We start from the raw sequence: 23,143 nt of genomic DNA, 5'->3' as shown, positions 1-23,143 counted from the left end.
AGCAGAGTATAATAATTGATTGCCCAAAATCACCAGATTCTATTTCCCATGCAATTTATTGACCACGCTGAAATTGAAGTTATCGCCGGAAAAGGGGGAGATGGAATCGTTGCCTTTCGTCGTGAAAAATACGTGCCTGCTGGTGGCCCGGCGGGGGGCAATGGCGGCTGGGGAGGTTCAGTGATCTTTCGGGCAGAAGAAAACCTGCAAACCCTCCTCGATTTTCGTTATGCCCGCACCTTCAAAGCACCGGACGGCGAACGGGGTGGCCCCAACAATTGCACCGGGGCATCTGGGGAGGATCTGATTGTGGATGTGCCCTGCGGCACGGTGATTTACGACCGGGAAACCGACGAAGAAATTGGTGATTTAGTTTTCCACGGACAAACCTTCTGCGTCGCCAAAGGCGGTAAGGGAGGCCTGGGAAACAAGCATTTTCTCAGTAATAAAAACCGCGCCCCAGAATATGCTCTCCCCGGCTTAGAAGGGGAAATCAAGCAACTGCGCCTAGAGCTGAAATTACTGGCAGAAGTGGGCATTATCGGCCTCCCCAATGCCGGGAAATCGACCCTAATCTCTGCGTTGTCGGCGGCTCGGCCCAAAATCGGCGCTTATCCGTTTACAACTTTAATCCCTAATTTAGGGGTGGTGAAACGGCCCACAGGGGACGGCACGGTATTTGCGGATATTCCAGGCTTAATTGAGGGGGCACACCAGGGGGTGGGCTTGGGCCATGAATTTTTACGTCACATTGAGCGCACGAAGGTTTTGGTGCATTTAGTGGATCTCAATGCAGAAGATCCAATTAAAAATTACAAAACGATCCAAGGAGAACTAGAAGCTTATGGTCGCGGTTTGCCAGAACTCCCCCAGATCATTGCCCTCAATAAACTCGATGCAGGCGATCGCGAATTTGCAGATTTCATCACGGAGGAATTACGGCAGCTGACCGACGCCAAAATTCTGACCGTTTCAGCGGTATCCAGAACCGGTCTAGAACAGTTGCTACAAGAGATTTGGGACGTCTTAGACCACCTCAAAGAGATCAGCCGAAATGAAGCACCCGAAACCTCAGTCATGGATCTTGACAGTCTTCGCATTGCAGATGAATGATGCGGGGTTTTAAGGCGATCGCCGGATTGCCACCATAGATCGTCATCGGGTCGAGCGATCGCAAGGCAACACTCCCTAAACAAAGCACCGCCCCTTCGCCGATGGTGACACCGGGGGCAATGCTACTGCGGGCCCCCAGCCAACTGCCCCGTTCAATGTGGATGGCACGGGTGATTAGTTTAAAGGTGGGGTCGCTCCAGTCGTGGTTACCGGTGCAGAGATAGACATCCTGGGAAATACAAACATGGTCAGCAAGGGTAATTGGTGCCAAGTTATCAAACCAAGTGTTTTCGCCAATCCAGCAATGATCGCCGATGGTCAGTCGCCAGGGAAATTTAATGCGCACGCCGGGTTTAAGCCTCGCCCCTTGACCGATGGTGGCGCCAAAGCGTCTCAATACCCAAACTTTAAAAGAGGATGGGGGGATCAACCGAGTTCGCACCACAGGATCACCGATAAAAAACCACAAGAGTTGCCTTAGAAAGGAAGCGCCGGGAGTGTAGTCTCCGGTGGTATAGCGGTCGAGATGGATAAAACTCACAACAGCAATCTTTAAATTGAGCAAATTGAGCGAAAATTCAAAGGCAGGGATGGTGATAATGTCTTAATGGCCGAAGACAAAAAAGGCGATCGCCTTTTTTACTCCCCATATTCTTGAAGAAAACTGAGAAAGTCTGCTAGGGCTGCTCCGGTTTCTCGGCCAGGGGTAAGTTGATACCGTGTTTGGAGAATAAAGCCTCGATTTTGGATTCGAGCACGGCGAGCCGCTCGTTCTCTTTCTTGATTTGCTCGATCTCGTTCTCGATTTGCTTCGTCCTCTGCTCGTGTTCTCTCGTTCTTTGCTCGATTTCCAGCGTGCCACTCAAGGCCGAGATTAGCCAGGAGAGCCGTTGTCCCCAACGTGAACGCCAGGAAACTCCACTGGAGGATGGTGAGGGGGAAGAGTTGGATTGGGATTGTATCGGTGTCGGCATAGAACCTCAGGAGGGCAGCAACGGCATAGAGAAAGGTGGTGAGGGCACGGGGCAGTAGAGCGAGAAAACTAACCATGGTTTTAGTTTAGCCAAAAGGCGATCGCCTTCTTTACTCCCCATATTCCTGAAGAAAACTGAGAAAGTCTGCTAGGGCTGCTCCGGTTTCTCGGCCAGGGGTAAGTTGATACCGTGTTTGGAGAATAAAGCCTCGATTTTGGATTCGAGCACGGCGAGCCGCTCGTTCTCTTTCTTGAGCTGCTTGGTCTCTTTCTCGATCTGCTTTACGTCGTTCTTCGTCCGCAAGAGCATCGCGTCGAGTTTCGCGTTCTCTTTCTTCAGCCTCTCGGTATCGGCTTCGATTTCCAGCGTGCCACTCAAGGCCGAGATTAGCCAGGAGAGCCGCTGTCCCCAACGCGAACGCCAGGAAACTCCACTGGAGGATGGTGAGGGGGAAGAGTTGGATTGGGGTGGTGTCGGTGTCGGCATAGAACCTCAGGAGGGCGGCAACAGCATAGAGAAAGGTGGTGAGGGCACGGGGCAGTAGAGCGAGAAAACTAACCATGGTTTTAGTTTAGCCAAAAGGCGATCGCCTTCTTTACTCCCCATATTCCTGAAGAAAACTGAGAAAATCGGTTAGGGCTGCTCCGGTTTCTCGGCCAGGGGTAAGTTGATACCGTGTTTGGAGAATAAAGCCTCGATTTTGGATTCGAGCACGGCGAGCCGCTCGTTCTCTTTCTTGAGCTGCTCGGTCTCGTTTTTCAATCTCTCGGTATCGGCTTTGATTTCCAGCGTGCCACTCAAGGCCGAGATTAGCCAGGAGAGCCGCTGTGCCCAACGCGAACGCCAGGAAACTCCACTGGAGAATGGTGAGGGGGAAGAGTTGGATTGGGGTGGTGTCGGTGTCGGCATAAAACCTCAGGAGGGCGGCAACGGCATAGAGAAAGGTGGTGAGGGCACGGGGTAACAGGGCTAAAAAGCTTACCATGATCCCATTTTAACCTTTCTGACTTGGTGAAATATGTACAGGCTGCTTGAAGGAAATGCTGCTCCCAACTGGGGATGTAGGCTGGCTCCGGTACGGCCGGTGATGATCCAGAGGATTGCTCGCCCGATATCATGGGAGACATGCCAGAGGGTTTCGTTAGGTTGGTTGGAGGGAATGGGGATGGGGGTGGTGATAATGCCGCGACTGCCGAAAACAAAGAAGGCGATCGCCTGGGCGCGGCGCATGTGAAAATCAGAGGTGATTAGGTAAACGTGCTGCATGTGGCGATCGCCAAAGTCTTTAACGAGGGAAGTGAAATTGGTGACAGTATCCACGGCGCGGCGATCGATATGAAGACGGTTCTCAGGAATGGCGGCTTGTTGGAAAATGGCTTTGGCCTGGAGGGTAGGCACACCGGAGGACACCCAAATGTCGAGGGTTGGGTGCTGCTGGGCAAAGCTTGCGGCAAATTCTTCCCGACCTAAACCACCTCCAAGGGCTAGGATGGCTTGAGGTGTAGGAGCTTGAATCTGTGCGAAAATTAAGCGGACGGGAATAAACCCAATAAGAAAAATGAGGCTCGTGGTAGTAAAGATTACCCACGGTTTGCGGTAGTTTTTTGCGCAACGCAGCATCGAATTTCGGCTAATAAAGATGGTCAGCGTGCTTCTCTAGTTTAGTTTTTGTGGGGGTCGAGTCGTTGTAGAAAGGTCAGCTTCGATAAGGCGTAGGCTAAGGAGGGTTTCAGCAAAGACGCGCTGAAAGGCATAGTACCAGCCGTGCCAACCGTCAAAAATGCCGCCCTTAAGGATGAGGCAATAGAAAAAGATGATGATAGGCGCAAGGATCTTTTGTTTGCGGAGGCGATCGCCCCAACCTAATTCTGATAGGGGAGTTTTCTGAAGCTTTTTAACTTCGAGCACCATATAGCGATCCTGTGCCCAGAGCCAGCGACTAAGGGATTTACGATCATCATGAAGAATAGGGTTTGATAAGGACTCAGACTGCCCTTGAACCACTAAAAGCTGGGTATGTCCATCGTCAATGTAATGTGATCGCCCTTTACGGAAGAGAGCCTGACGAGGAGGAAGAATGGTGCCGCGCAGTGGTTTTCCAAAAACGCAATATTTAAAGGGAATAAAATAACCATCGATCTCTGGAGAGGGAGACAAGATTTTGAGTTTATCAATGAGGGCATCAGTGAGGGCATAATCAGCATCGAGGGAAAGTCCCCATTCGGATTGAATCTGTTCAAGGCCAAAGTTCCATTGCTTGGCGTGGGTATCGAATTTTCGCTGGAATATTTCTACTTGGGGATAGCGCTTAAGAATCTCAAGGGTAGCATCTGTGCTGAAGCTATCAATGACCACAATGCGGCTTGCCCACTGGAGTTGTTGCAGGGTACGCTCGATATTTGGGGCTTCGTTATAGGTCAGGATCAGTGGTGTGATTGACTCAAGCATGGCGATGGGGCAAGGGTTGATTCTGGATGATGGCGTCGTATATTTCGACTAAATTCGCGGCGATTTTGTCCCAGGTGTAGTTTTCAACAATAAACTGTCGCGCGCGATCGCCTTTTTCTTTCGTGACTTCAGGTTGAAGCAAACAGGTGCGGATTGCATTGGCGATCGCCGCTTCATTCATCTCTGGAACCATTCCTAGATCCTGCTGTTTAATAACTTCCGAAAGAGCCACTCCAGGCGTGACAACACAGGGAAGTCCTGCGGCGAGAGCTTCCAGGACGGCGATACCAAAGTTTTCGGAGTAAGACGTGAGAGCAAACAGATCGGCACCTTGCAAAAGGAGATCTTTCTTTTCTCCTTCGATGAAGCCCAACATCCGGGTGCGATCGCCTATTCCTGATTGTTGAAGGCAAGTATAAATTTCATTTTCATAATTGGGATCACCACTGCCTGCGATAAGGAAGGTAAATCGTTGATCTACCAGTTGCGCTAGAGCCTGAATTAGTATTTCTATGCCTTTTTTTGGATGGAGACGCGAAAGAAATAGGATAATGGGTTCGTCACTAGGTAGATTTAGCCAATAGCGTAACTTTTGGTGAGCATCAGGATATTTTGAGGAAATCTGTAGACCATGAGGCAGGATAAATGAAGGTGCAGCTAATCCCAACTTAGATATTTCACTCTGCTCAAGGTAGGAATTGAGATGCAATCCTGAACTACCATTCAAATTCCAACGTTCGATTAAATGGAGATATATTTGCTTTTTTAGAGCACTTTGTTGTAGCGACCACTGGCACAGTAATCCATGCAGAGAAACAACATAAGGAATATCCCTGAATTGGGCTAGAGCCATTGTTAAAGTACAAGGCAAAGAAAAGAGGGCATGGACATGGACAAGATCGTAGCGATGTAGATTTTGCGACAGCCAGGTGATAAAGGGTGGTGAAATTGCAAACTCTCGTATTGCTCGCAGTGGAGGAGAAAACCGTGGAAAAAAGTAAATGGGGACTTGGCAGTACAGTACCTTTTGGGCTAACGGTACATCAAGCAAATTGCGGCCAGAGTCATTGATGGTGGCAATTTCAGCCGTAACACCAGAGCTTTGTAAGGCTCTGACCATTTCTAAAACTGCTTGACTAGTACCGCCTTTAACTTTTGAGATAGAGGCAATAACGTGAAGAATACGCATTTCACTTTTAGATATTGGGGTAAAGCTGTTCAGGATAATAGGAACCTGGCGCTTCTCCGGATGGAAGCCTGGAATTCATAGCTTGATGTAACTCGATAAGATATTGCCCGAGCGATAGATATAGCAACAATGCCAGTGATGGGAAAGTGATCGTACCAAGTAGAAATGCTTCGAAGATACTACCTACTAGCAGGGCAGCTAATCCGGCAATAATAGTATTGCTATGGAGCGAATACATAGGGCTACGGGTTGCAATCTGATCTAGTTTGAGAATCAGACGAATACAACTGACCCCGAAAAAAAAGAGAGGAATCAGCCCAACGATGCCTAGGTTAGCAGCAATGGCTAACCACGAGTTTTCGCCATAGCCAAGGCGATCGCTTTGGAGGGGAGCGCCAAAAAATGGATGGGAGCTAAAAGCATTCCACATGGCTCGCCAGACGCGGAGTCGGGAATTTTCCAGCTCAGTATCAAGCAACTGGTTAGCCACACTATTTGTATCCAATGTGCTTAAGATCGGAACAAGCACTGCCACAAATAAACCAATGAAAAATGCAACGCGAATAAATTGGTTCTTGCCCCGGCGAAAAAAGAGTAGAACAGCCAAACATCCCATGAGTGCTCCCGTACGCGAGGCAGTTAGAAATAGGGCAATGAGAACCAGTACCAGAGCGATCACCCAAAAGATTTGCTGTCGCTGTTGTCTTTGAGCCTGCATCAAGAAGAGCAAGCAAGGCACTGTGGTTGCCAAGAGAGTTGCCGCATGTTGGGGGTTGCCAGTGGTACCGAGTAAGGCCCCATGGACGAAAGTGATGGGATAGAGGTCAAAGAATGCCTGATAGCCATTGGCAATCACGAATAAAACTCCCACACTAGCGATCGCCCAAATCGCCAAATAGAATTGTCCATCGTCCTGGAGCCAACGGGATGGGCCGAGCCAGACCATCAACACAGTACTCGCAAAGGTCATGAATGCTAGTAAGGCGAAGGAAAGACTACCAGAGGCAAAAGTTTTGAAGAAAATCAGTCCTTGGATCGCCATCAAACACCATACAGCTGAAGGCATAAAACGTTGTCGCCAGCTCTGTTTATTGGGAGTTTCAACGCCAAGCCAAAGCAACAAACCAACCAGAAGAAGACTCAGGGGCCGACCGGCGGCGCGGAGTTGCTCCAGAGGAAAGACGAGATCTGGGGGATCGAGAACGTATTGGTCTCGGAACTCACTGAGAGATGCAGCAAAACAGCAAAGAGCAACTAGCAACCAGGCCATACGAGGCGATCGCCGGGCTTGATAAGCCAAAATAACGCCAATAACTGCACACACCATGCCCAGGGGGCTGCTGAGAAGATTAATAAATTGGCTAAGAAATGCTGAGCCCATAAAGGAGTCCTTACTATTTATTGCTTATGAGTGACGGGGAATTTGACTGATGGGCGGGCACTAACTCATTCAACAATGCAACCCATCGCGTTGCCCAAACATCGGCAGCATAGGGGGCGGCAAGTTGCTGCGATCGCCTGCCCCAGGCCGAGAGTTTATCATAGGCTTTATGAATACTCAGCAAGGCAGTCACCAGAGCCTCAACATTCTCTTGTGTAACCACTAGACCGTTATACCAGGAGCGGACTACTTCAACGGCAGAACCACAAACATCAGTACAAACAATTGGCAAACCAGCGGCGGCGGCCTCCACTAGGGCTAGGGGCCAGGGGTCAAAGCGACTGGGGAGGACAAAGGCACCTGCCTGACTCCACATTTTTGTCATGGCATCGGGTTGAACAAAGCCTCGGTTGATGATGCCAGCTTGATTTGTTAAGAGATGTTCTAATTCACCCTTGCCACAACAGACCAACTGCCATGGATTTGTTACCTGTTGGCGATATTGTTGATAGGCGGCCACCAGCTCTTGGAGACCTTTTTCTTCACTGTAGCGCCCCACAAACAGAAACGACCGGGGCCAGGAAGATTGGCAACGGACATTAAGGAGAGGAGAGAGGGTTTGGTAGTCAATGCCATAGAGGCCGGTACTAATGTGGTCTGGGGCAATGCCTAACCGGCGGGCATACTGCCAACTGCGTTCTCCGGTAACAACCACATGGGAAAAGCGATTCAGGTAGGGACGCAGTACCCAGGGAGCACACCGTTGTTTCCAGGTGCCCCACCAAGGGGTATCCATACCCATAATAAATTGACTGGATTTCAGGTCTGGGGTAAAGGCCAATTGACGATAGGGGGGATGGAACCACCCACCGATAAAAATCACGTCTGGCTTTTGTTCGCTGACAATTTGCTGAATTAAGCTTGTTTGCTGGCGTTCTTCTAGGTCGAGCAGTCGATGGGGAATGCCCTCCACGAGTTGGTCGTTAAAGGCAGTTTGGGTTTTGGCTTGAAATGCGAGGACAAAGGAGTCAACTTCAGGAATTTTTTGCAGTTCTCGCCAACAGGCAGCCATATAGCCAGAAATGTCTGACCAACAAAAAACAATGTTTAAACTCACAATCAAATTAATTATTGTTATGCAAAGGTTTGAAATGCCTCAATAACTCGGTCAGCACAGGCAGACCAGGTGTGGGCAGCAGCGTGCTGCTGCCCGCGTTGGATATAGTCTTGTCGGAAGCGAGTATTGTTTTCCAGTGTTATTAAAATATCCACAATGTTATCAGGCTTATCCGGGTCAACGATGATCCCTGCATCACCAACAACTTCGGGGAGAGAGGCACGATTAGCAACTACAGCGGGTACTCCAGCAGCCATTGCTTCCAAGGCAGGAATGCCAAAGCCTTCGTAGAGAGAGAGAAATAACAGTCCTAGGGAGCGGCGAAGTAAGAGGGGTAGGTCTTCGTCGGAGACAACGCCAAGCAAGGTTATGTTGGGATGATCTTTCGCGGCTTCGATGTAGTCGGGGTCGGATCTGCCTGCGATGACGATGTGAATATCGCTTTTTCGCTGGCGCAGGTGCTTGGCAACTTCGAGGAAAGAATCACCGCCTTTCTTTTTGCGCAGTCCGCCAATCATAAAGACGTAGGGAGCTTCCACTGGGGAAGGAAGGGTGTCAGGTGGGGTAGTAGCAATATCGAAAAAAGGTTGATCGATTCCATTGCCAATCACCACAATTTTTCTGGGGTCTGCACCTAACAATGCCACCATACGCTGTTTTGAAAATTCTGACACGGTGAAGACAACTCGACTATCGTTCAGCGATCGCCTTACCCACCGCCCCCACTTGTAGCGAAACCAGCGATGCTGCCAGCTCTGGGACCAGGGCAACTGTGACTCAAAGGCTTGGATGTCGTGGAGGGTAATGGCAACGGGACATTTGGAAACAGGGAGATAGGTTTCCATCGGGGCATAAACCCAATCAGTACCATCAGGAATATGGCGATCCAGTTTAGGCAAGCCGAGGAGTTTCCAACTGCGTTCAGTAGGGTTTTCGGGTGTGGGGAAGGTCTGGGTGGGTAAGTCCCGTAAGGGGCATCGGTGATCGAGTTTTTGATCGGCTCCTAGCAATTGTTTAGAAACGAGGAGATTAAGGGAAATCGTCTTTTGGCAACTCAATTCTTGAACTACTGCATTAATATGTCGCCCCACTCCCGTACAGGGAAGATAAGTCCGGACTGGATGAATATAAGAAGAAATTTGCACAAAAGAAACTTAATTAATTAAAAATAGTTGATACGTTGCATGCTAATAATTCTGGAACCTCCATAACTTTAGGATTATAAGCTCCTTCAAATATAGCCAGTTTAGACTCTTCAAGTATTGTATTAGCAGGCAGATTTCTAGCAGGATACCAAATTGTAGGACATTGACCGAGGAATGAAGCCCACGAACTGAAAGTACTACCTGAAGAGGCAATTAGCAACTGGCTTTTTGACAAAATTATTAGGTCTTCTATAGCTGATGCTTTTGGTGCAAGTAAAACCCTATCTAGTTTCAAGAGGGGTTGTAATTCTTGCTGAGAGCCATCTGAAAAAATGATAGCAGGTATTGAATAACCAGCAATATCTCGGATAATGTTTAAAACATCAGCAAACCAATGAACTGGTGTTCGAGTGAGTCCAGGTATGGGCTCTAAATTATTGATATCAATCTTTTGTTTTTGAAAGTCGGACAATCTAACATGAATGCCAATTCGTGGTATTTCTCTGGTAAAAATTTCTTTGAGTAACTCTTCCTTGATGTTAGAAATTAATTTTTCCTTTATTAACTCTTGATGGCTTTTTATGTCGGCAAAACAGTTTTGGTAGCGCAAAATTTTATCAAATACAAAGATATGGCTTTTCTTGGTATTGGGTTGAGATGAAAACCTTGATAATATATCAGGGTTGAAATAGATTTTTGCACCTTTCATACGCTGTAACAACAGAATCGATCGAGATACATATTCTTGATTAGAAAAGTAACTACCATAAAATCTCTTGTACTTTTCATTTCTTAAATATGAACCTAAATGAATAGAATTCATTCCCCAATTTGGGGCCACAATAGGAAGCTGATTGATTTCGGCAAACACTAATGCATTAGCCCAAACAAAAAGCATATTGCCTAAACCAGCTCTTGGAAGCTTGGGATATACCAGATATTTTAGTGAATGCATCTTACCGTAATTTCTCTAGCAATTAGAAGACAATGACTAAGAAAAAATTATTTCCTAATCAAAAGAATTTGATCTAAATGAATTCTAACATCAAAGTCTTCAAAGTATTGTTCCCCTGCACTTAAAATTTCAGATTTTTTTGGAATTCCAGGAAAACCAAAGGTTCTAATCTGCATTGGCTAGACGTAAAAGACACTTCTCTATAGCAACTTTTGATTCTGTTGAAAGGGATAAGAGGTGCTTTTCTTTGCAAACAAAATTTGGTGGTTTTGGCAATTCTAAATCTTGGCTAAAATTATGAATTTCCAGCAATAGATTATAGTCAACGGAGCTAGACCTTGGAACTTGGAGGAGTCTTAAAATATTTTTGGTTTTAGCACCATAACTAATTGAGAAAAATGGAATCCTAGCAATAGCCGAAAAAATGTGTGCATGTAGACGAGTGGGAATAAAGCCTTCCAGACTTTGTAGATTATCAAATACCTGATATGGATTGTTTGTGAATTTATAAAATTTTATTGGCAGATCTGATAAGCAAGATTTGGCAAACAAATCATCTTCTAGAGCAAAGGGAATATGAGAAATGTAAAAACCAAGATCAATATATGTTTGAGCAATATATCTTACTAGGTCTACATACTGTTGCGCAATTTTTGTTTGGTCATGTGTTGATAATTTTACTGAAGGATCATACGGATTCCTATCACTGTAGAGATTGAAGTCCCAAGAGTATCCCAATCTTTTATAAAACCAAGGAAAAACATTTAAGCCAATAGTTTTCTCGTGATTTAACTTTTGTTTTCTAGGGGGGGGGTAATAGAGGATAGAAAGCAAAAGTTAGATCTGGATGCCATACAATGTCATGCCTTTGAAACTTTGAGAAAATTATCTTTTTATCTTTTTCTGTAGAGAATGATCTCGAACCTAAAAAAGTTGCCCCACGCAAATACTGAATTGTCAAATCATTATGATTTGGATGAAAGTCTACTCCTAAAATAGCAATTCTGCTTGGATTATTATCTGTATTGAGCATTATGATTTCTAGGTTTTTAGGAGAAAAAATAGCTCCTCCACCTAGGATAAATTTATGTTTTTTGGAGGAACAAGAAACCACTTTTTTTAACTGGACTTTTAGTCCTAATCTATGGGCAATTTTTTTTACTGAAATACCCATGGACATATCTCCAACATTCAAGCCATGGTAAGCACCCATAACGTAAATATCAATAGATTTATTTTCCCAGAAACTATTTAGCCAATTTAAGATTCTAATCTGTTGTTTTTGTAAAAAAAATCGAAATAAATGACCGGGTTTTATTTTTATCATTTTTTATTTGGTGATAGGTTGTATTGATTTTCCTATTGGATAGAATTAAGCGGATTAAAACCCTCTCAAAATACAATATTTTGTATTTAAAAAAATCAAGATATTTTAAAAGTAATTTAGTTCTTTGATTTTTATAGTAGAAATATAGGTAACTGTGAGGTTTAGGTTTATTTTGCTGATATCCTGCCCAATGGAGTAAAATAAGCTGTTTTTTGTGGTCTAATCCTCCATAATCCCAGAGATGATATCTTCCATTATTTTGGTAAACCTTACCAGATTGTCTAGCCCAACTGCTTTGACAAATGCCGCCTAGGACTTCGGCAACATGACCATAGCGCACAGGCTTCATATCACAACAGTAGTTGATAAAGGCCTGATCCGTGTTGCGGGGATTAAGCTGATCACGCACCTTAAGAGCATCAGTCGCAAACTGCTCAAATTCTTTGAGAGAAAACAGTTTCTTGCGGGCAGCCCAGCGACCCGAATTAAATCCTCTGGCTTTTCCCTGCCGTAGTAACACTCGACACAGTTCCCCCGGTTCATAAACTTGGTTAATCGCACAGTCAAAATGGAGCAGCTCAAAATCGTAGTCATCCAGGGCCTGAATGATTGGTTTGAGATCAGCCAACACCACCTGGCGGGCATCGAGATACATAAAGCGATCGCACTCACCCCAAAAGGCAGCATAGCGACGGAACCAGTAGGGGCCTGTGGGCGTATGTCCCAACTCAAAGGCTTTACCAATGGCTTCCAATCGTTCAAAGGAAGAGTCGGTATAAATCTCAAAGTTATAGGTGTTCTGGAGTTTCAGCAGGCGATCGCACTGGTCATTAAAAGGAATGAGGATGAGGCGTAGATCAGGGTTAAAGGTACGGTAGCTATTCAAAAATGCGATCGCCCAATCGCAAACAATATCATTGGCTGAAAAATAAACTCCTATTTCGCAAGACATGAAAGTTCCTACTTTGAATAGTTAATTACTTGATTAAATATAAGCTCATGCTTTTTAGCCACCACTTCAGGAGCAAACTCTCCAAGATAAGTATTTTTGGCATTAATCATACATTTCTTTCTAAACTCTGAATCAAGAATAAGCTTTTTTAAACCTTCTTTTATATCCTCGACACTTGCTGGGTTTACGCAAATCCCTGTTTGGTTATCTCGGATTAATTCAAGCCTCGGTAAATCATGATCCGCCAAAATTGCACATCCTTTACTCATTGCCTCTACAAAAACAATTCCATAGGCTTCTTCTTTCGTCGGAAGACAAAATACTTGACAATCTTCCATTAGCTTTAACACTTCTACATTGGATAAAGATTTAAAAACTTGATGCTTTATTTTGGATAGTAAACTATGATCAAAATCAGTTTCTGATACTATCACTACTTCTATATCGTTGGTGTCTACATTTAACTTAGATAAGGCTAAAACGAATTCCAGTAAACCTTTGCGAACACCATCACGACCTACAAATAAAATTTTAATCGTTTTTTCATTGATTTTTTTCTCAAATTTATTTGACGGAATCTCAATTAAGTCTGGCAAAAAAAAGGAGAATAATAAACCAATTTTGCCTTGTCTTCAAAGAGATTTTCAATTAAAGGCACAGAAAACTTAGTAGTAGTTACTATTGCATTAAAAAAAGACCATCTTGAAACCATTTGTGATCTTGTATTAACAATATCTTTTATTCCCCTATAGTTTAATACATGATCTGTCTGCCAATTAATGCGCAAAATATTAGGAGGAATCTTTCCAAAGCCTATATATTTTGGATAAATATAAGAACTATAAACTAAATCATATTTTGAAACGCTAAGAGTAGGTATAAATACTATATCAGAAGGGATTTTTTGAAGATATTTATTAAAACGAGTCCGTTTTATTCTTCTTGTAAATTTTAGCAAATAAGGTTGAAAAAAAGTTTTATTTACCTCTGAGTTAATATCAAAATATTCTTTTAGTTTTAGTAGATGCTTTGGATACAAAATATCTGTATCTGTCGTAAAGCCGTAATTTGCAATATAGTTTATAAATACTCTCATTATACCTTTTTGCTTAAGTCCAGTTTACAGGTTTACCAAATGGAGACCAAGAAAATCGCGAGGGTTTTTGATCTTTATCTATAACTTTAAAAAGAGCATTTCCAAACACAAATCCAAAATTATCCACTGCCTCTGTATAAATACAGACTAAAGCATAGTCATTCTCATTCAAATAGTAAATCATATCGATAAAGTCGCTAGAAATATTTCTGTTGAAAAAACGACACTCTGTGTAAATAAAATCAATACACTTATTTTTGATATTGTTTTTTGCCCCCTGAACAACTTTCAAGTCAAAGCCTTCCGTATCGGTTTTAAGTAAACTAATTTTATTGATGTTATTAACTTCGCAAAAATTATCAACTGTGTTCACGGATACTTTTGCATTTGCCTTTATAGAATTAGTTTCCTCTGGACAAAGGGAAGATAGCAAAGAATTAGATGAGATATAAAAGGTTGACTCACCAACAAAGTCACTCAGTGCTTGATTCACAAGATTAATATTAGAGAGCTCTGATGTATTTTTTTGCAGTTGTTGATATGTATCTGGTACAGGCTCAAAAGCATAGATTTGCGATTGGGGAAATTCTCTAGCAATGTGCAACGCAGTTTGTCCATTATTAGCACCAACATCAAAAACTATATCTAATGTTTTTCCATCGAGACAATACCTTATATCTGCACAATAATCTACTCCAAAAGGCATTGTTCCAATTCGGCGAATATCAAAACCCCATGAACGAAAGGTTTTTTTAATTAAACTATTAATCATTGAAGCCATATCAAGTACATAATAATAACTAAATAAACTTAAATATTTTTTTAAAAATATAACTAGTTCGAAAGTAAATACAAGACCAAATAAACTTAATCATCGCCAAAGGAGAACAGGATTTAGGTTCGGGTTTACTAGGAAGCCATCCAAACTCCTCTGACAACATCTCACTATAATATAGATAAAGATGACGCATTGGCACATAATTTTTTGACTTCCACGGTTTATCTGGTCCTGTATAGTGGATAATCTTAGCATTTTTCATCCGATGGGTTATCTCTTCCGTTTGAGGAAGTCCTAACAACTTCTCCTTATACAGTCTAGCTTCTACATTCCATTCCCCCGGTAAATGGCAGTAATTACACCAGAAAACGGCATTTAAAGCATCCTGTTCTTGAAATTGAAGTTTATCTGCATTGTCAGAAGCAAAAACAAAAGTTTTATCACTATAATCATTTTTCTGCCATGTATCACCATTAATTAACATTACTCCAGCATTAAAATAAAAATCTTCATTTTGTATCTCAAATTTTTTTAGAAAAATCTCTTGATAAGGAAATTGAACATGAGGAATTGCACCAAGAGAAAATGTTTTCAAATTGTATTTATAAAAATCAGCAATTTCACTCAAAACTATAATATCGCAATCCAGTAAAATAATATTACAATTTATTTTGGATAGTTCAGGAGTTATTAATCGTGTGTATGTATTTAAGTTTACATGTTCAATTTCAGGTAAAGATTTGAACAAGTTGAGATCGATTTTGATTATAGATAAATTCGAGTTAAAAGAAGAACATAATTGATCTATTTTTCTTGTATTTTCATTAGTTATATCTGGAGAGAAAATATAAAAGTGTAATTCTTCGGGTTTTTGTGTATTTTTAAGAATGGAAAGTATAGTAACTGCACAATAACGGGCATAGTTATCGTCAGCAGAAAGGAAGATTGGTATTTGTTCTAACACTTTTGATAAATCCTTATTAAAAAATTAATTACATGAATCCTAATTTTTGCTGAACTCTTTGCCAATAGTAGTCTCCCTTGCGAATTAGCTCTTCCAAAGATGGATGGTATTTGCCACTACGATAAGCTAATTTTTGTAGCCATCTTGCTTGGCGAGATTCATTACCTTTCGGGTATTCTTTGGACAATATGGGAATATCTAAAAATTGACAAAGTTCTCTATAACCATAGCCTATCTTTAAATCTAGGATTAACAGATTATTTCGATCCTTAAAATGGTTAAAAACCTCTTGATGAAAAGTATGGTAACGGGATTGATATAGCTCTAAATCAAAATCAGAAGAACCGAAAAATTCCTGATTAAATTGATCATAACTAGATTTCCACTGCCAAATATAACGCCCCTCCTTTAATAGCCAATCCATACTTTTTAACCATCCATCTACAGGTCTAGTCGTCAAAACAAAACCAGCATTAGGACACATTTTATCTAGCTTCTGATAAAGCATTGGGATGGGGGTATCAACAAATCCTTGATATTGGTCTAGTATTGATAAGTCATCAGTTTCATAAAGGCTGAAAGGAAAATGAACGGTATGAATTCCCAACTCGTTCAAAGCCATATATAGAGAAGTTGTACCTGTACGGGGTAAACCAATGCCAAAGATTTTATTAAAGCGCATACTTAATTTATGATAATTTCTTAGATTGATTTTAATCCCTGTGTTCCCCTCCATTTTCTCAATTGTAAAATAGTTTGGGAAGGAAGAAAAAACTTGATTAAAACGACAATCTTACCCCAAATACGACAATGTACCCACTCCCCACCGTAATGCCATAGGCGAAGATAAAAAGGAACTAATCTCTTACTCAGTCGATAACGTTCTTTAATAAAAAGCATAATATCCCTTGAATTGTCACTATTGCAGTCAAAAACACAGAATAAGGTATTTTGAGTCACGAATTTTTTGCCGTCTCGATACATTCTCGCTAGTAAATCATGATCTCCACACCAACGGTAGTTAGTATCAAAACCATATTCCTGTTGACAAGATAACCTCACAAGGATTGCTTGATGGGAGGTAGGCATATAACGCCAAATTTCTGATATAGGCTTAGGCATTCGTTGAAACCGCCTAGTTTGTAGCTCATCCACCAACACTTCCTCCACCCCCGCCAAAATTACATCCGCATCACTATTTAAAAGATTTTCTATACTGCTTAGGGATTGATTATCATAGAAATAATCTCCTGCATTCATATATAAGATCCAATCTCCAGAGGCTAGCCTTGAGCCCTTATTCATCGCATCATAAATTCCTTGATCAGATTCACTTACATAACAATCAATTTGATCTTGATAGGATTGAATAATCTGCTTAGTTCTGTCAATAGAGTTGCCATCGACAACAACATATTCAATATTGGGATAGTCTTGATTAAGAATACTTTGAATTGTTGCCCCAATCAGTAACTCAGCATTTCTAACGACGGTGACGACCGTAACCTTTGGCAAACTTCTAGGCATTTGCTTTTAAATCCTCGTGATTGGGCGCGTTACAATTTCTCCTAACAGCACCCTACGTTTCATTTCATCAGTGTTATCGTTTAAGATTGACAAACCCTCTAAGCAGTAACAGTATTGCTTTGTATCTTCCAGTACCGTGCATAACGCCCGTCCTGTCTCAACAGTACAGAATGGCATCCCCGCTCTACAATCTGCCCTTGATCTAACACCAAAATCTCATCCGCTCTTATAATTGTCGAAAGTCGATGCGCCACCACAATCACCGTTCGATCTTTTTGAAACTGCTCTAGCGCCCGCTGAATCAACCGCTCCGACTCACTATCGAGCGCACTCGTCGCCTCATCCAACACCAAAATCCCTGGCTGCTTAATCAGCGCCCGCGCCAACGCTAACCGCTGCCGCTGCCCCCCCGACAATCGATAGCCCCGCTCACCCACCACCGTTTTATATCCATCCGGCAGCGCTATAATAAACTCATGAGCTTGAGCCGCCTGCGCCGCCTCCATCACCTCATCTAGCGACGCCTCCTGACAGCCAAAGCGCAAATTTTCCAAAATGCTGTCATTGAAAATGAATGTATCTTGACTGACCACCCCAATGTGTTGCCGCCAGTCTTCTAGTCGGTAGTCATCCAATGGTTTACCATTCACTAATATCGTTCCAGCAGTAGGCCGATACAGCCCCATCAACACATCTACAATCGATGACTTCCCTGCTCCCGACTCTCCCACCAGCGCAAGCACTCGATTACGGGGAATGGTAAATGTCAAATCCTTCAGCGCAAACGCCCCATCATTGAGATAGGACAAACTCACCGACTGAAACTCAATATCATTCTTCAGCCCTACAAACGGCTCATTCCCCGACTGCTCAAACTCCTTGTCTCGACGACTCAAAATAGTATCTAATCGAAACATGCGAGCACTATTATCAACAAACATAGTGATGCTACTAACCGTTGCTTTAAGTCGAGCTGATAGTCGCTGCAATACCAATAGAAACGTTAGCAACATAGGTAAAATATTCATCTCAGTTCCCTGAAATAGCACTGCTAAAATCGCTAGAACGCCAATGGCAATCATGGGGACTGCATCCATAATTGGTTCGGGTAAATAGAAAATATAGGCACGTTTTTGGAGCTGTTCCTGCGTTTTATCTAGCAGATGGCTTGCTATTTCAACTATTTTTCGCTGCATGCCAAATGTATGCAGCAGCCGCAATGCCTGAATACTCTCCGTAATATATTTTGCTGACTCCACCTGTGTTTCCGTTACCCGATGTACTACATACCTTAGTCGTGGAATTAACTTGTATTGCACCAGAGCAACGGCCAATGTCAAGAGAGCTGCAGCCAAAGCCAACACAGGCGAAAGGCGCACAATCACAATCAAATACATGACGGCGAATGATAAGCTCACTGCAATATTATTGAATTGTGTAATTTGTTGATCGACCGCTAGGGCTGCATCATTTGCAAATAGCACTAGATCGCCTACTTTATAACGACTGACACAACCATAACTAAAGGCCATTGTTCGTTCAAATACCTTACCTGTCACGTAGGGCTGAGCCTTTGCTGATAGCGACGCCGCCGATACCTTATTAGTATAGTTGCTCAAACTAAGCAGAATTTGTAATCCTACTGCAGCACCGATTAACACTAAAAACATCTGCTCTGGAGGCAGCGGCAATAGCGTCGTAAGAGTCTGCATAATTTGCGAATCAGCTTGGGCCTCACTTGGCGTCGAGAGATATGACACCGCCAGATAAATCACCCCTACTGTGCTTCCTTCTAGCAGGGCATTCAATAGATTCGTCGTCAAATTAACGGCAATTAGTCCCCAATTCTTCTGTGCAGTTTCGAACACTAACTGATAAGCAGGTGATCGCAAGTTACGCAAAATTTTTTTCACAATTAAATATAGATTCTTAAAAATACAAAAGTGAGTCAAGTTCATGACCCATGTCATTTTTAGTTGCATCGACAGGACAAGTCACCTTTGCAATAGGTTATCTTAAACTACTGTCGTTGTGTAAAAAATGGCGGTCGCCCACAGGAGACTTCGAGGCATGCAAAGTTGGCTTGGTCATAGCACCTCAAAAAGGCGATCGCCTTCTATCACACCAGCAGCAGGGCAGTAGAGGATAAGTTCATTTTCAGGGAGAAATTTTTGGGCGATCACAGCGATCGCTAAGTGAAAAACTAAGGCCAATAATTAACATCTCGAACTTGTTCAGTCTAGGCTGATGCTTAGTCCAGGTAAAACCTCTTCTCCAGATAAGGTCGCCGGTAAATTGACGATTTGTATGGTTTGATTTGGGCGATAGATTTCTACCTGTTTTTGTTGTGGATTAATCAACCAACCTAGCCTTAAACCAGAGCCTAGGTATTCCTGCATTTTATTCTGTAAGGGTTTTAAGCGATCACTTTTTGACCTCAGCTCAATGACAAAATCCGGGCAAACTGGCGGAAATCCTTCTCGTTCTGCGTGGGTTAGTTTTTCCCAGTTGCATCGGGAGACCCAAGCCACATCAGGGGAGCGATCGCCACCCTGGGGCAAGCTAAATATTGTTGAAGAACTAAAAACAATTCCGAGTTGACTCTGATCATTCCAGAGAGAAACTTTGAAAATAAGATTCGCTTCTTGGGCACCGCTTTCACCCCCAACTGGAGACATAATAATGAGCTTTCCTCGGGGGTCTCTTTCTAAGTTGAGGTCAGGATTGTTTTGGCAGAGCTGATAAAATTGCCCTCGATTTAACGAAACAATTGGCTGAAGGTCTAAAACGGTAGCCATAATGATGCAGATTAGAGGAGTAAGCTAATTTTAACAACTTGTTCTCATTGAGGCGATCGCCCTCTAGAGGATCACTCACCAAGGGAAATAACGCGACTTAACACATCTTCGATATCGTAGGGGCAATCTTTAGGAAAATCTAAATCCGTTTCCCGGATCGCGTCAGCACGGGCAAGCCGATATATTTTTGCTAGGGATACCTCATCATTAAGATAGCGCCGCAGACTCGGACTGTCCTCAAGATATAGTTCAATATTACTTCGTTCTCGATCAATCGTATTTCGCCAACTGCGAGACCGTTTTTGGGGCTGATGATCCCACTTTAATAGGTAGTGTAAAATCAGCCGGATACTGCTAAGGAGGTGATCGCGTTCTCGCTTGGACAAATCCCGCACCTCTTCTACCAAGTTTTCAATATCAAGGGCCATAAAATCCCCAGCGGCAAGAAGATCGGCCATCGTTTCTGCCCATTGACTAAAGTCTCTTTCGTAAAGTTGTTCCATGGGAGTGTAAGTTTTTTTGTTTTAATCTAAGTCTAGCCGGATGTTGAGGATGATAAGCAAGGCGATTGCCCTTAGGAGAACAGGTCGCCATATTCCGCCAGCAGAGCCAACGCTTCCCTTAGGGCGCGTCGGTTTCGGTCGGTCGAGTCGAGCTGGAACTGTATTTCGGCAATACGGCATCGAGTTTCGATTCTAGCTCGGCGAGCCTCGCGTTCTCTTCTCTGAGCGTTTTCAGTCTCTGCTCGTGCGCGATCCTCGCTTCTTCGTTGCTTTTCTTCAGCCAAGCGGTTTGTTTCTCGATTTCGACGGTTCCACTCAACGCCGAAATTAGCCAATGTAGCCAGGAGGGCTGCCACAGTGAATCCATTGCTCCACTGTCTGGGGTTGGCAATGAGTCCGAGGAATTCAAAGTCGGTTTGGTCATAGAACCTCAAAAAGGCGATCGCGATCAATAACACCGTTAAGACGGTTGAGGGCAATAATGCCAGGAAATTTAACCACATCTAAGGCTAGGGGAAGATAATTTTATTTTAATAGTTCATTTGGCGATCGCCTTTCATCAAACCATCAGAAGAATTAGTGAAGAATGATTTCACTTTAAGGGGTAGAGCCCTGGGCGATCGCCACTATCAAAAGATCCCCTTTAAGTCTTTGTCTATTACCGTTTGACGGAATTTTGCAACACCTCTAAATATTGCGCTGCAATTCGCTGCGGTGTGAAGTTCTCTTCTAAATATCGGCGTCCTGCTTGGCCCATACCCTCTGCCAAGGGGCGATCGCCTGCCAACTGCCGAATGAAATCTGCTAGCCCTTGGCCATCCCCATTGGCGATCGCCCGGCCACAATTTGTTTTCTGCACTAGATCCTTTAAATAGCTCTTAGGCGGACAGACCACAGCGATCGGCCGACCCGCTGCCAAGGCTGAGTAGAGCTTGCTCGGTGCTAACAGGCGTTCCATCCCCGGACTCAAACTCACCAACGACAAATCACAGGCCGTCAAAGAGTAGGGCAGCACTTCTTTATCTTGGTAAGGCAGCAGCAGCAGGTTCGATAACCCCAACTGTTCGCGCTTTTCCATTAACACCTGCCGCTTGGCACCATTGCCAATACAGACAAACTTAATCGGTTCATCCTTGAGTAAAATGGCCGCTTCGAGGAAGGTTTCAACGTCATGGCAACGGCCCAGATTGCCAGAATAGAGCACCGTAAATGGCTGAATCAGTCCGTACCGCAGGGCAAACCAATTCTCTTGTTTGGGGATCGGCACGATTAAGTCCGGATTTGCCCAACTGTGGATCACGCTGACCTTTGATTCGATCCCCGGGCAGAGTTGGGTAATGTGTTGTTTTTTCGCCGGACTTAATACCACAATGCCCTTCGCCCGTCGCCACACCCTGAGGTTCATATTTTGCCAAAATCGCGCTAACCAGTGCTGTTCTGGGATCACGCCAAGCTTAACGGCAATATCGGGGTAGAGATCATAAAGCAGACAAACATAGGGCACTCGGAAAATCAGGTTCGCAAAGTAACCCACGACGGGTAAAAAGGGAGGGGCCGTCGTAATCAACAGCAGTTCTGTTTTGCGCCCACATCCGACGAGATGGAGCACTGTCCGCAATAGGAACAAAATGCCATTGATCGCTTTGCCGCGAATCCGCTGGGGCCAGAGCTGGGCTGTCCGCGATCGCCTGACTTTCAGACTATCTACTTGCTCAAGGCGTGGAGCATCTGTCGCTTGAAAGGCGTATCCGGGTTGCCCCGTAAAGATATCAACATCTAAACCTTGCTGGCTTAGGTGCCGCGTCAATTCCTCGATGAGCTGACCTGTCGGGGCAAAATCAGGGGGGAAAAACTGGGTAAGCACCATTAAGCGGAGTTGCGGTTCATTCGTAGCCCCAGAAGACTGATCAATAGTTGGCTGGGAACGGCTAGAAACCAAGCGCTTGAGGTAATGAACAAACAACATAGATAAACTTTTTTAAAGGGGAGATAAAGCTAAAGATTTGGATCGGCGAAGCAATGAACCCATGCACTTTTGCTTCATCTTCACCATTCGGTGATCGCTGAACCGTTAACCAAAAAGGCGATCGCCCTACACGCAAAGCTTTCTAGGCAACGCTTTTAGTGATCCCCTTGTAGCTGGGAGATCGTTGCGCGGCAATGCAGCAAGCTTGGGTTGTGAAAAAAATAGACAGACGAATCCTGGGACTGTTCTACCCTGGATGCCGAACTGATGGCATTGCTAGTAGTAGAAGCAGGGTAGAGAAACTGAGATCAAATAGACCATCGAAGCTCACTCTACGGTGGGAAGCCTTCATCGCTCCCTCATGCTTTCTTCATAATTTCTTCAAACTGTATCCTATCTACGCTAATTGGTCGAGGTCAATTTACGAAGCGGAAATCTTTGATTGTGGTAGAACCCTGACATTGCGATTGACGGCGCGTAAACTCGCTGACAGAAGGATTGCCTTGAACAGAAATTACGCCAGTTGCCTGTTGCCACAGTTCAGGGGAGGCCAACGATAACTGATATTCGCGATCGCATTTGCGGACATGGTACCATTTCGTTTCTTGACAACACTTACACCAAAAGGCTTCTAGCCACTCCCCATCTAAGGGCACAGTCGTTTTTGTTGCAACGAGTAAAAGTGCCTTGCGCCGACTTAGCCCCCGGCTCTGGAGATGATCCGGTTGGTCGGCGTAAATTCGGTGTTTCTGACTCACACTATCTAAGTAGCACTGGTGAATGGGGCAAAAGATAGCACGGCGCTTGGAACGCTTACGGTGGCGATCGCGGCGCTTGGTCGATGATTGTTTGCCTGAACTTCTATTGTCTGGGGAGACAGGATGAGAATTCCGGTTGATTGGTTTCATGA

28 protein-coding genes are annotated in these 23,143 nt (G+C 43.9%); 1 reads left to right on the top strand and 27 read right to left on the bottom strand.

Annotated features, from left to right (window positions below; all coding sequences use genetic code 11):
- The first annotated feature begins 48 nt into the window (after window positions 1–48).
- Window positions 49–1,113: a GTPase ObgE gene (gene obgE / locus AWQ22_RS07840; protein ID WP_065710723.1), complete on the top strand. Its 1,065-nt coding sequence runs from the start codon at window positions 49–51 to the stop codon at window positions 1,111–1,113.
- Here obgE and AWQ22_RS07835 read toward each other — a convergent pair.
- The 27 genes from AWQ22_RS07835 to AWQ22_RS07715 form a co-directional block, all read right to left on the bottom strand.
- Window positions 1,076–1,654, bottom strand: a complete 579-nt coding sequence (locus AWQ22_RS07835) for a putative colanic acid biosynthesis acetyltransferase (protein WP_084449042.1) — start codon at window positions 1,652–1,654, stop codon at window positions 1,076–1,078. The two genes, obgE and AWQ22_RS07835, sit on opposite strands and share 38 nt — an antisense overlap.
- A 98-nt stretch (window positions 1,655–1,752) precedes the next feature.
- Window positions 1,753–2,163: a hypothetical protein gene (locus AWQ22_RS07830; RefSeq protein ID WP_065710722.1), complete on the bottom strand. Its 411-nt coding sequence runs from the start codon at window positions 2,161–2,163 to the stop codon at window positions 1,753–1,755.
- A 33-nt stretch (window positions 2,164–2,196) separates the two neighbouring features.
- Entirely contained in the window at window positions 2,197–2,649 is a 453-nt protein-coding gene (locus AWQ22_RS07825; RefSeq protein ID WP_065710721.1) for a hypothetical protein, read from the bottom strand.
- Window positions 2,650–2,682: 33 nt separating this feature from the next.
- The gene (locus AWQ22_RS07820) at window positions 2,683–3,072 is read right to left on the bottom strand and encodes a hypothetical protein (RefSeq protein ID WP_065710720.1); all 390 of its coding nucleotides are present in this window, start codon (window positions 3,070–3,072) and stop codon (window positions 2,683–2,685) included.
- Entirely contained in the window at window positions 3,066–3,707 is a 642-nt protein-coding gene (locus AWQ22_RS07815) for a YdcF family protein (RefSeq protein WP_065710719.1), read from the bottom strand. The genes AWQ22_RS07820 and AWQ22_RS07815 overlap by 7 nt, the downstream gene beginning before the upstream one ends.
- 36 nt (window positions 3,708–3,743) lie before the next feature.
- Window positions 3,744–4,535, bottom strand: a complete 792-nt coding sequence (locus AWQ22_RS07810) for a glycosyltransferase family 2 protein (RefSeq protein ID WP_065710718.1) — start codon at window positions 4,533–4,535, stop codon at window positions 3,744–3,746.
- On the bottom strand, window positions 4,528–5,724 hold the full coding sequence (locus AWQ22_RS07805; protein ID WP_065710717.1) for a glycosyltransferase: 1,197 nt from the start codon (window positions 5,722–5,724) through the stop codon (window positions 4,528–4,530). The genes AWQ22_RS07810 and AWQ22_RS07805 overlap by 8 nt, the downstream gene beginning before the upstream one ends.
- A 7-nt stretch (window positions 5,725–5,731) precedes the next feature.
- Window positions 5,732–7,105 (bottom strand): O-antigen ligase, encoded by a 1,374-nt coding sequence (locus AWQ22_RS07800; protein WP_084448974.1) that lies wholly within the window; start codon window positions 7,103–7,105, stop codon window positions 5,732–5,734.
- Window positions 7,106–7,118: 13 nt separating this feature from the next.
- Complete coding sequence (locus tag AWQ22_RS07795) at window positions 7,119–8,177, bottom strand: glycosyltransferase family 4 protein (RefSeq protein ID WP_232321318.1); 1,059 nt, start codon at window positions 8,175–8,177, stop codon at window positions 7,119–7,121.
- A gap of 62 nt (window positions 8,178–8,239) precedes the next feature.
- Window positions 8,240–9,367 carry a glycosyltransferase family 1 protein gene (locus AWQ22_RS07790; RefSeq protein WP_065710714.1) on the bottom strand — a complete coding sequence of 376 codons (1,128 nt, stop codon included), beginning with the start codon at window positions 9,365–9,367 and terminating at the stop codon, window positions 8,240–8,242.
- 13 nt (window positions 9,368–9,380) lie between these two features.
- Window positions 9,381–10,322: a hypothetical protein gene (locus AWQ22_RS07785; RefSeq protein WP_065710713.1), complete on the bottom strand. Its 942-nt coding sequence runs from the start codon at window positions 10,320–10,322 to the stop codon at window positions 9,381–9,383.
- Window positions 10,323–10,487: 165 nt separating this feature from the next.
- Complete coding sequence (locus AWQ22_RS07780) at window positions 10,488–11,156, bottom strand: polysaccharide pyruvyl transferase family protein (RefSeq protein ID WP_157094598.1); 669 nt, start codon at window positions 11,154–11,156, stop codon at window positions 10,488–10,490.
- On the bottom strand, window positions 11,125–11,535 hold the full coding sequence (locus AWQ22_RS07775; RefSeq protein WP_065710711.1) for a hypothetical protein: 411 nt from the start codon (window positions 11,533–11,535) through the stop codon (window positions 11,125–11,127). Before AWQ22_RS07775 ends, AWQ22_RS07780 begins: the two co-directional genes overlap by 32 nt.
- 55 nt (window positions 11,536–11,590) lie before the next feature.
- Entirely contained in the window at window positions 11,591–12,601 is a 1,011-nt protein-coding gene (locus AWQ22_RS07770; RefSeq protein WP_065710710.1) for a hypothetical protein, read from the bottom strand.
- An 8-nt stretch (window positions 12,602–12,609) separates the two neighbouring features.
- Window positions 12,610–13,197, bottom strand: coding sequence for a glycosyltransferase family 4 protein (locus tag AWQ22_RS07765; RefSeq protein WP_065710709.1), 588 nt, complete (start codon window positions 13,195–13,197; stop codon window positions 12,610–12,612).
- The gene (locus AWQ22_RS16715) at window positions 13,185–13,697 is read right to left on the bottom strand and encodes a hypothetical protein (RefSeq protein ID WP_157094597.1); all 513 of its coding nucleotides are present in this window, start codon (window positions 13,695–13,697) and stop codon (window positions 13,185–13,187) included. Before AWQ22_RS16715 ends, AWQ22_RS07765 begins: the two co-directional genes overlap by 13 nt.
- A gap of 13 nt (window positions 13,698–13,710) precedes the next feature.
- Window positions 13,711–14,478: an FkbM family methyltransferase gene (locus AWQ22_RS07760; RefSeq protein ID WP_065710708.1), complete on the bottom strand. Its 768-nt coding sequence runs from the start codon at window positions 14,476–14,478 to the stop codon at window positions 13,711–13,713.
- Window positions 14,479–14,497: 19 nt separating this feature from the next.
- Complete coding sequence (locus tag AWQ22_RS07755; protein WP_065710707.1) at window positions 14,498–15,439, bottom strand: glycosyltransferase family 8 protein; 942 nt, start codon at window positions 15,437–15,439, stop codon at window positions 14,498–14,500.
- A gap of 28 nt (window positions 15,440–15,467) precedes the next feature.
- Entirely contained in the window at window positions 15,468–16,121 is a 654-nt protein-coding gene (locus AWQ22_RS07750; protein ID WP_157094596.1) for a sulfotransferase family protein, read from the bottom strand.
- A 20-nt stretch (window positions 16,122–16,141) separates the two neighbouring features.
- Entirely contained in the window at window positions 16,142–16,966 is an 825-nt protein-coding gene (locus tag AWQ22_RS07745) for a glycosyltransferase family 2 protein (protein WP_065710705.1), read from the bottom strand.
- 98 nt (window positions 16,967–17,064) lie between these two features.
- Window positions 17,065–18,948: an ABC transporter ATP-binding protein gene (locus tag AWQ22_RS07740; protein ID WP_232321317.1), complete on the bottom strand. Its 1,884-nt coding sequence runs from the start codon at window positions 18,946–18,948 to the stop codon at window positions 17,065–17,067.
- A 105-nt stretch (window positions 18,949–19,053) separates the two neighbouring features.
- A complete protein-coding gene (locus AWQ22_RS17270; RefSeq protein ID WP_256376208.1) occupies window positions 19,054–19,179 on the bottom strand; it encodes a hypothetical protein in 126 nt (41 codons plus the stop codon).
- Window positions 19,180–19,200: 21 nt separating this feature from the next.
- Window positions 19,201–19,764 (bottom strand): Uma2 family endonuclease, encoded by a 564-nt coding sequence (locus tag AWQ22_RS07735; protein ID WP_065710704.1) that lies wholly within the window; start codon window positions 19,762–19,764, stop codon window positions 19,201–19,203.
- Between the two features lie 71 nt (window positions 19,765–19,835).
- Window positions 19,836–20,267, bottom strand: a complete 432-nt coding sequence (locus tag AWQ22_RS07730; protein WP_065710703.1) for a DUF29 domain-containing protein — start codon at window positions 20,265–20,267, stop codon at window positions 19,836–19,838.
- A 118-nt stretch (window positions 20,268–20,385) separates the two neighbouring features.
- Window positions 20,386–20,691, bottom strand: coding sequence for a hypothetical protein (locus AWQ22_RS07725; RefSeq protein WP_315862406.1), 306 nt, complete (start codon window positions 20,689–20,691; stop codon window positions 20,386–20,388).
- A gap of 234 nt (window positions 20,692–20,925) precedes the next feature.
- Window positions 20,926–22,233 (bottom strand): glycosyltransferase family 4 protein, encoded by a 1,308-nt coding sequence (locus AWQ22_RS07720; RefSeq protein WP_065710702.1) that lies wholly within the window; start codon window positions 22,231–22,233, stop codon window positions 20,926–20,928.
- A 416-nt stretch (window positions 22,234–22,649) separates the two neighbouring features.
- Complete coding sequence (locus AWQ22_RS07715; RefSeq protein WP_062434080.1) at window positions 22,650–23,141, bottom strand: hypothetical protein; 492 nt, start codon at window positions 23,139–23,141, stop codon at window positions 22,650–22,652.
- Window positions 23,142–23,143: the final 2 nt, after the last annotated feature.

Source organism: Picosynechococcus sp. PCC 7117 (assembly GCF_001693275.1).
In the GTDB taxonomy this organism is placed as follows: domain Bacteria; phylum Cyanobacteriota; class Cyanobacteriia; order Cyanobacteriales; family MRBY01; genus MRBY01.
Note: the sequence above shows the minus strand (reverse complement) of the source record. Positions and strands in the feature narration are given on the sequence as shown.

What these genes read in the sequence shown, in the direction of transcription:
- AWQ22_RS07810 (WP_065710718.1), bottom strand. Translation starts at nt 4,535, where the DNA reads ATGCTTGAGTCAATCACACCACTGATCCTGACCTATAACGAAGCCCCA.
- AWQ22_RS07820 (WP_065710720.1), bottom strand. Translation starts at nt 3,072, where the DNA reads ATGGTAAGCTTTTTAGCCCTGTTACCCCGTGCCCTCACCACCTTTCTC.
- AWQ22_RS07830 (WP_065710722.1), bottom strand. Translation starts at nt 2,163, where the DNA reads ATGGTTAGTTTTCTCGCTCTACTGCCCCGTGCCCTCACCACCTTTCTC.
- AWQ22_RS07725 (WP_315862406.1), bottom strand. Translation starts at nt 20,691, where the DNA reads ATGACCAAACCGACTTTGAATTCCTCGGACTCATTGCCAACCCCAGAC.
- AWQ22_RS07825 (WP_065710721.1), bottom strand. Translation starts at nt 2,649, where the DNA reads ATGGTTAGTTTTCTCGCTCTACTGCCCCGTGCCCTCACCACCTTTCTC.
- AWQ22_RS07720 (WP_065710702.1), bottom strand. Translation starts at nt 22,233, where the DNA reads ATGTTGTTTGTTCATTACCTCAAGCGCTTGGTTTCTAGCCGTTCCCAG.
- AWQ22_RS07750 (WP_157094596.1), bottom strand. Translation starts at nt 16,121, where the DNA reads ATGCGCTTTAATAAAATCTTTGGCATTGGTTTACCCCGTACAGGTACA.
- AWQ22_RS16715 (WP_157094597.1), bottom strand. Translation starts at nt 13,697, where the DNA reads ATGAGAGTATTTATAAACTATATTGCAAATTACGGCTTTACGACAGAT.
- AWQ22_RS07740 (WP_232321317.1), bottom strand. Translation starts at nt 18,948, where the DNA reads ATGCAACTAAAAATGACATGGGTCATGAACTTGACTCACTTTTGTATT.
- AWQ22_RS07775 (WP_065710711.1), bottom strand. Translation starts at nt 11,535, where the DNA reads ATGGGTGCTTACCATGGCTTGAATGTTGGAGATATGTCCATGGGTATT.
- AWQ22_RS07800 (WP_084448974.1), bottom strand. Translation starts at nt 7,105, where the DNA reads ATGGGCTCAGCATTTCTTAGCCAATTTATTAATCTTCTCAGCAGCCCC.
- AWQ22_RS07785 (WP_065710713.1), bottom strand. Translation starts at nt 10,322, where the DNA reads ATGCATTCACTAAAATATCTGGTATATCCCAAGCTTCCAAGAGCTGGT.
- AWQ22_RS07715 (WP_062434080.1), bottom strand. Translation starts at nt 23,141, where the DNA reads ATGAAACCAATCAACCGGAATTCTCATCCTGTCTCCCCAGACAATAGA.
- AWQ22_RS07760 (WP_065710708.1), bottom strand. Translation starts at nt 14,478, where the DNA reads ATGGCTTCAATGATTAATAGTTTAATTAAAAAAACCTTTCGTTCATGG.
- AWQ22_RS07770 (WP_065710710.1), bottom strand. Translation starts at nt 12,601, where the DNA reads ATGTCTTGCGAAATAGGAGTTTATTTTTCAGCCAATGATATTGTTTGC.
- AWQ22_RS07745 (WP_065710705.1), bottom strand. Translation starts at nt 16,966, where the DNA reads ATGCCTAGAAGTTTGCCAAAGGTTACGGTCGTCACCGTCGTTAGAAAT.
- AWQ22_RS07815 (WP_065710719.1), bottom strand. Translation starts at nt 3,707, where the DNA reads ATGCTGCGTTGCGCAAAAAACTACCGCAAACCGTGGGTAATCTTTACT.
- AWQ22_RS07730 (WP_065710703.1), bottom strand. Translation starts at nt 20,267, where the DNA reads ATGGAACAACTTTACGAAAGAGACTTTAGTCAATGGGCAGAAACGATG.
- AWQ22_RS07805 (WP_065710717.1), bottom strand. Translation starts at nt 5,724, where the DNA reads ATGCGTATTCTTCACGTTATTGCCTCTATCTCAAAAGTTAAAGGCGGT.
- obgE (WP_065710723.1), top strand. Translation starts at nt 49, where the DNA reads ATGCAATTTATTGACCACGCTGAAATTGAAGTTATCGCCGGAAAAGGG.
- AWQ22_RS07795 (WP_232321318.1), bottom strand. Translation starts at nt 8,177, where the DNA reads ATGGCTGCCTGTTGGCGAGAACTGCAAAAAATTCCTGAAGTTGACTCC.
- AWQ22_RS07735 (WP_065710704.1), bottom strand. Translation starts at nt 19,764, where the DNA reads ATGGCTACCGTTTTAGACCTTCAGCCAATTGTTTCGTTAAATCGAGGG.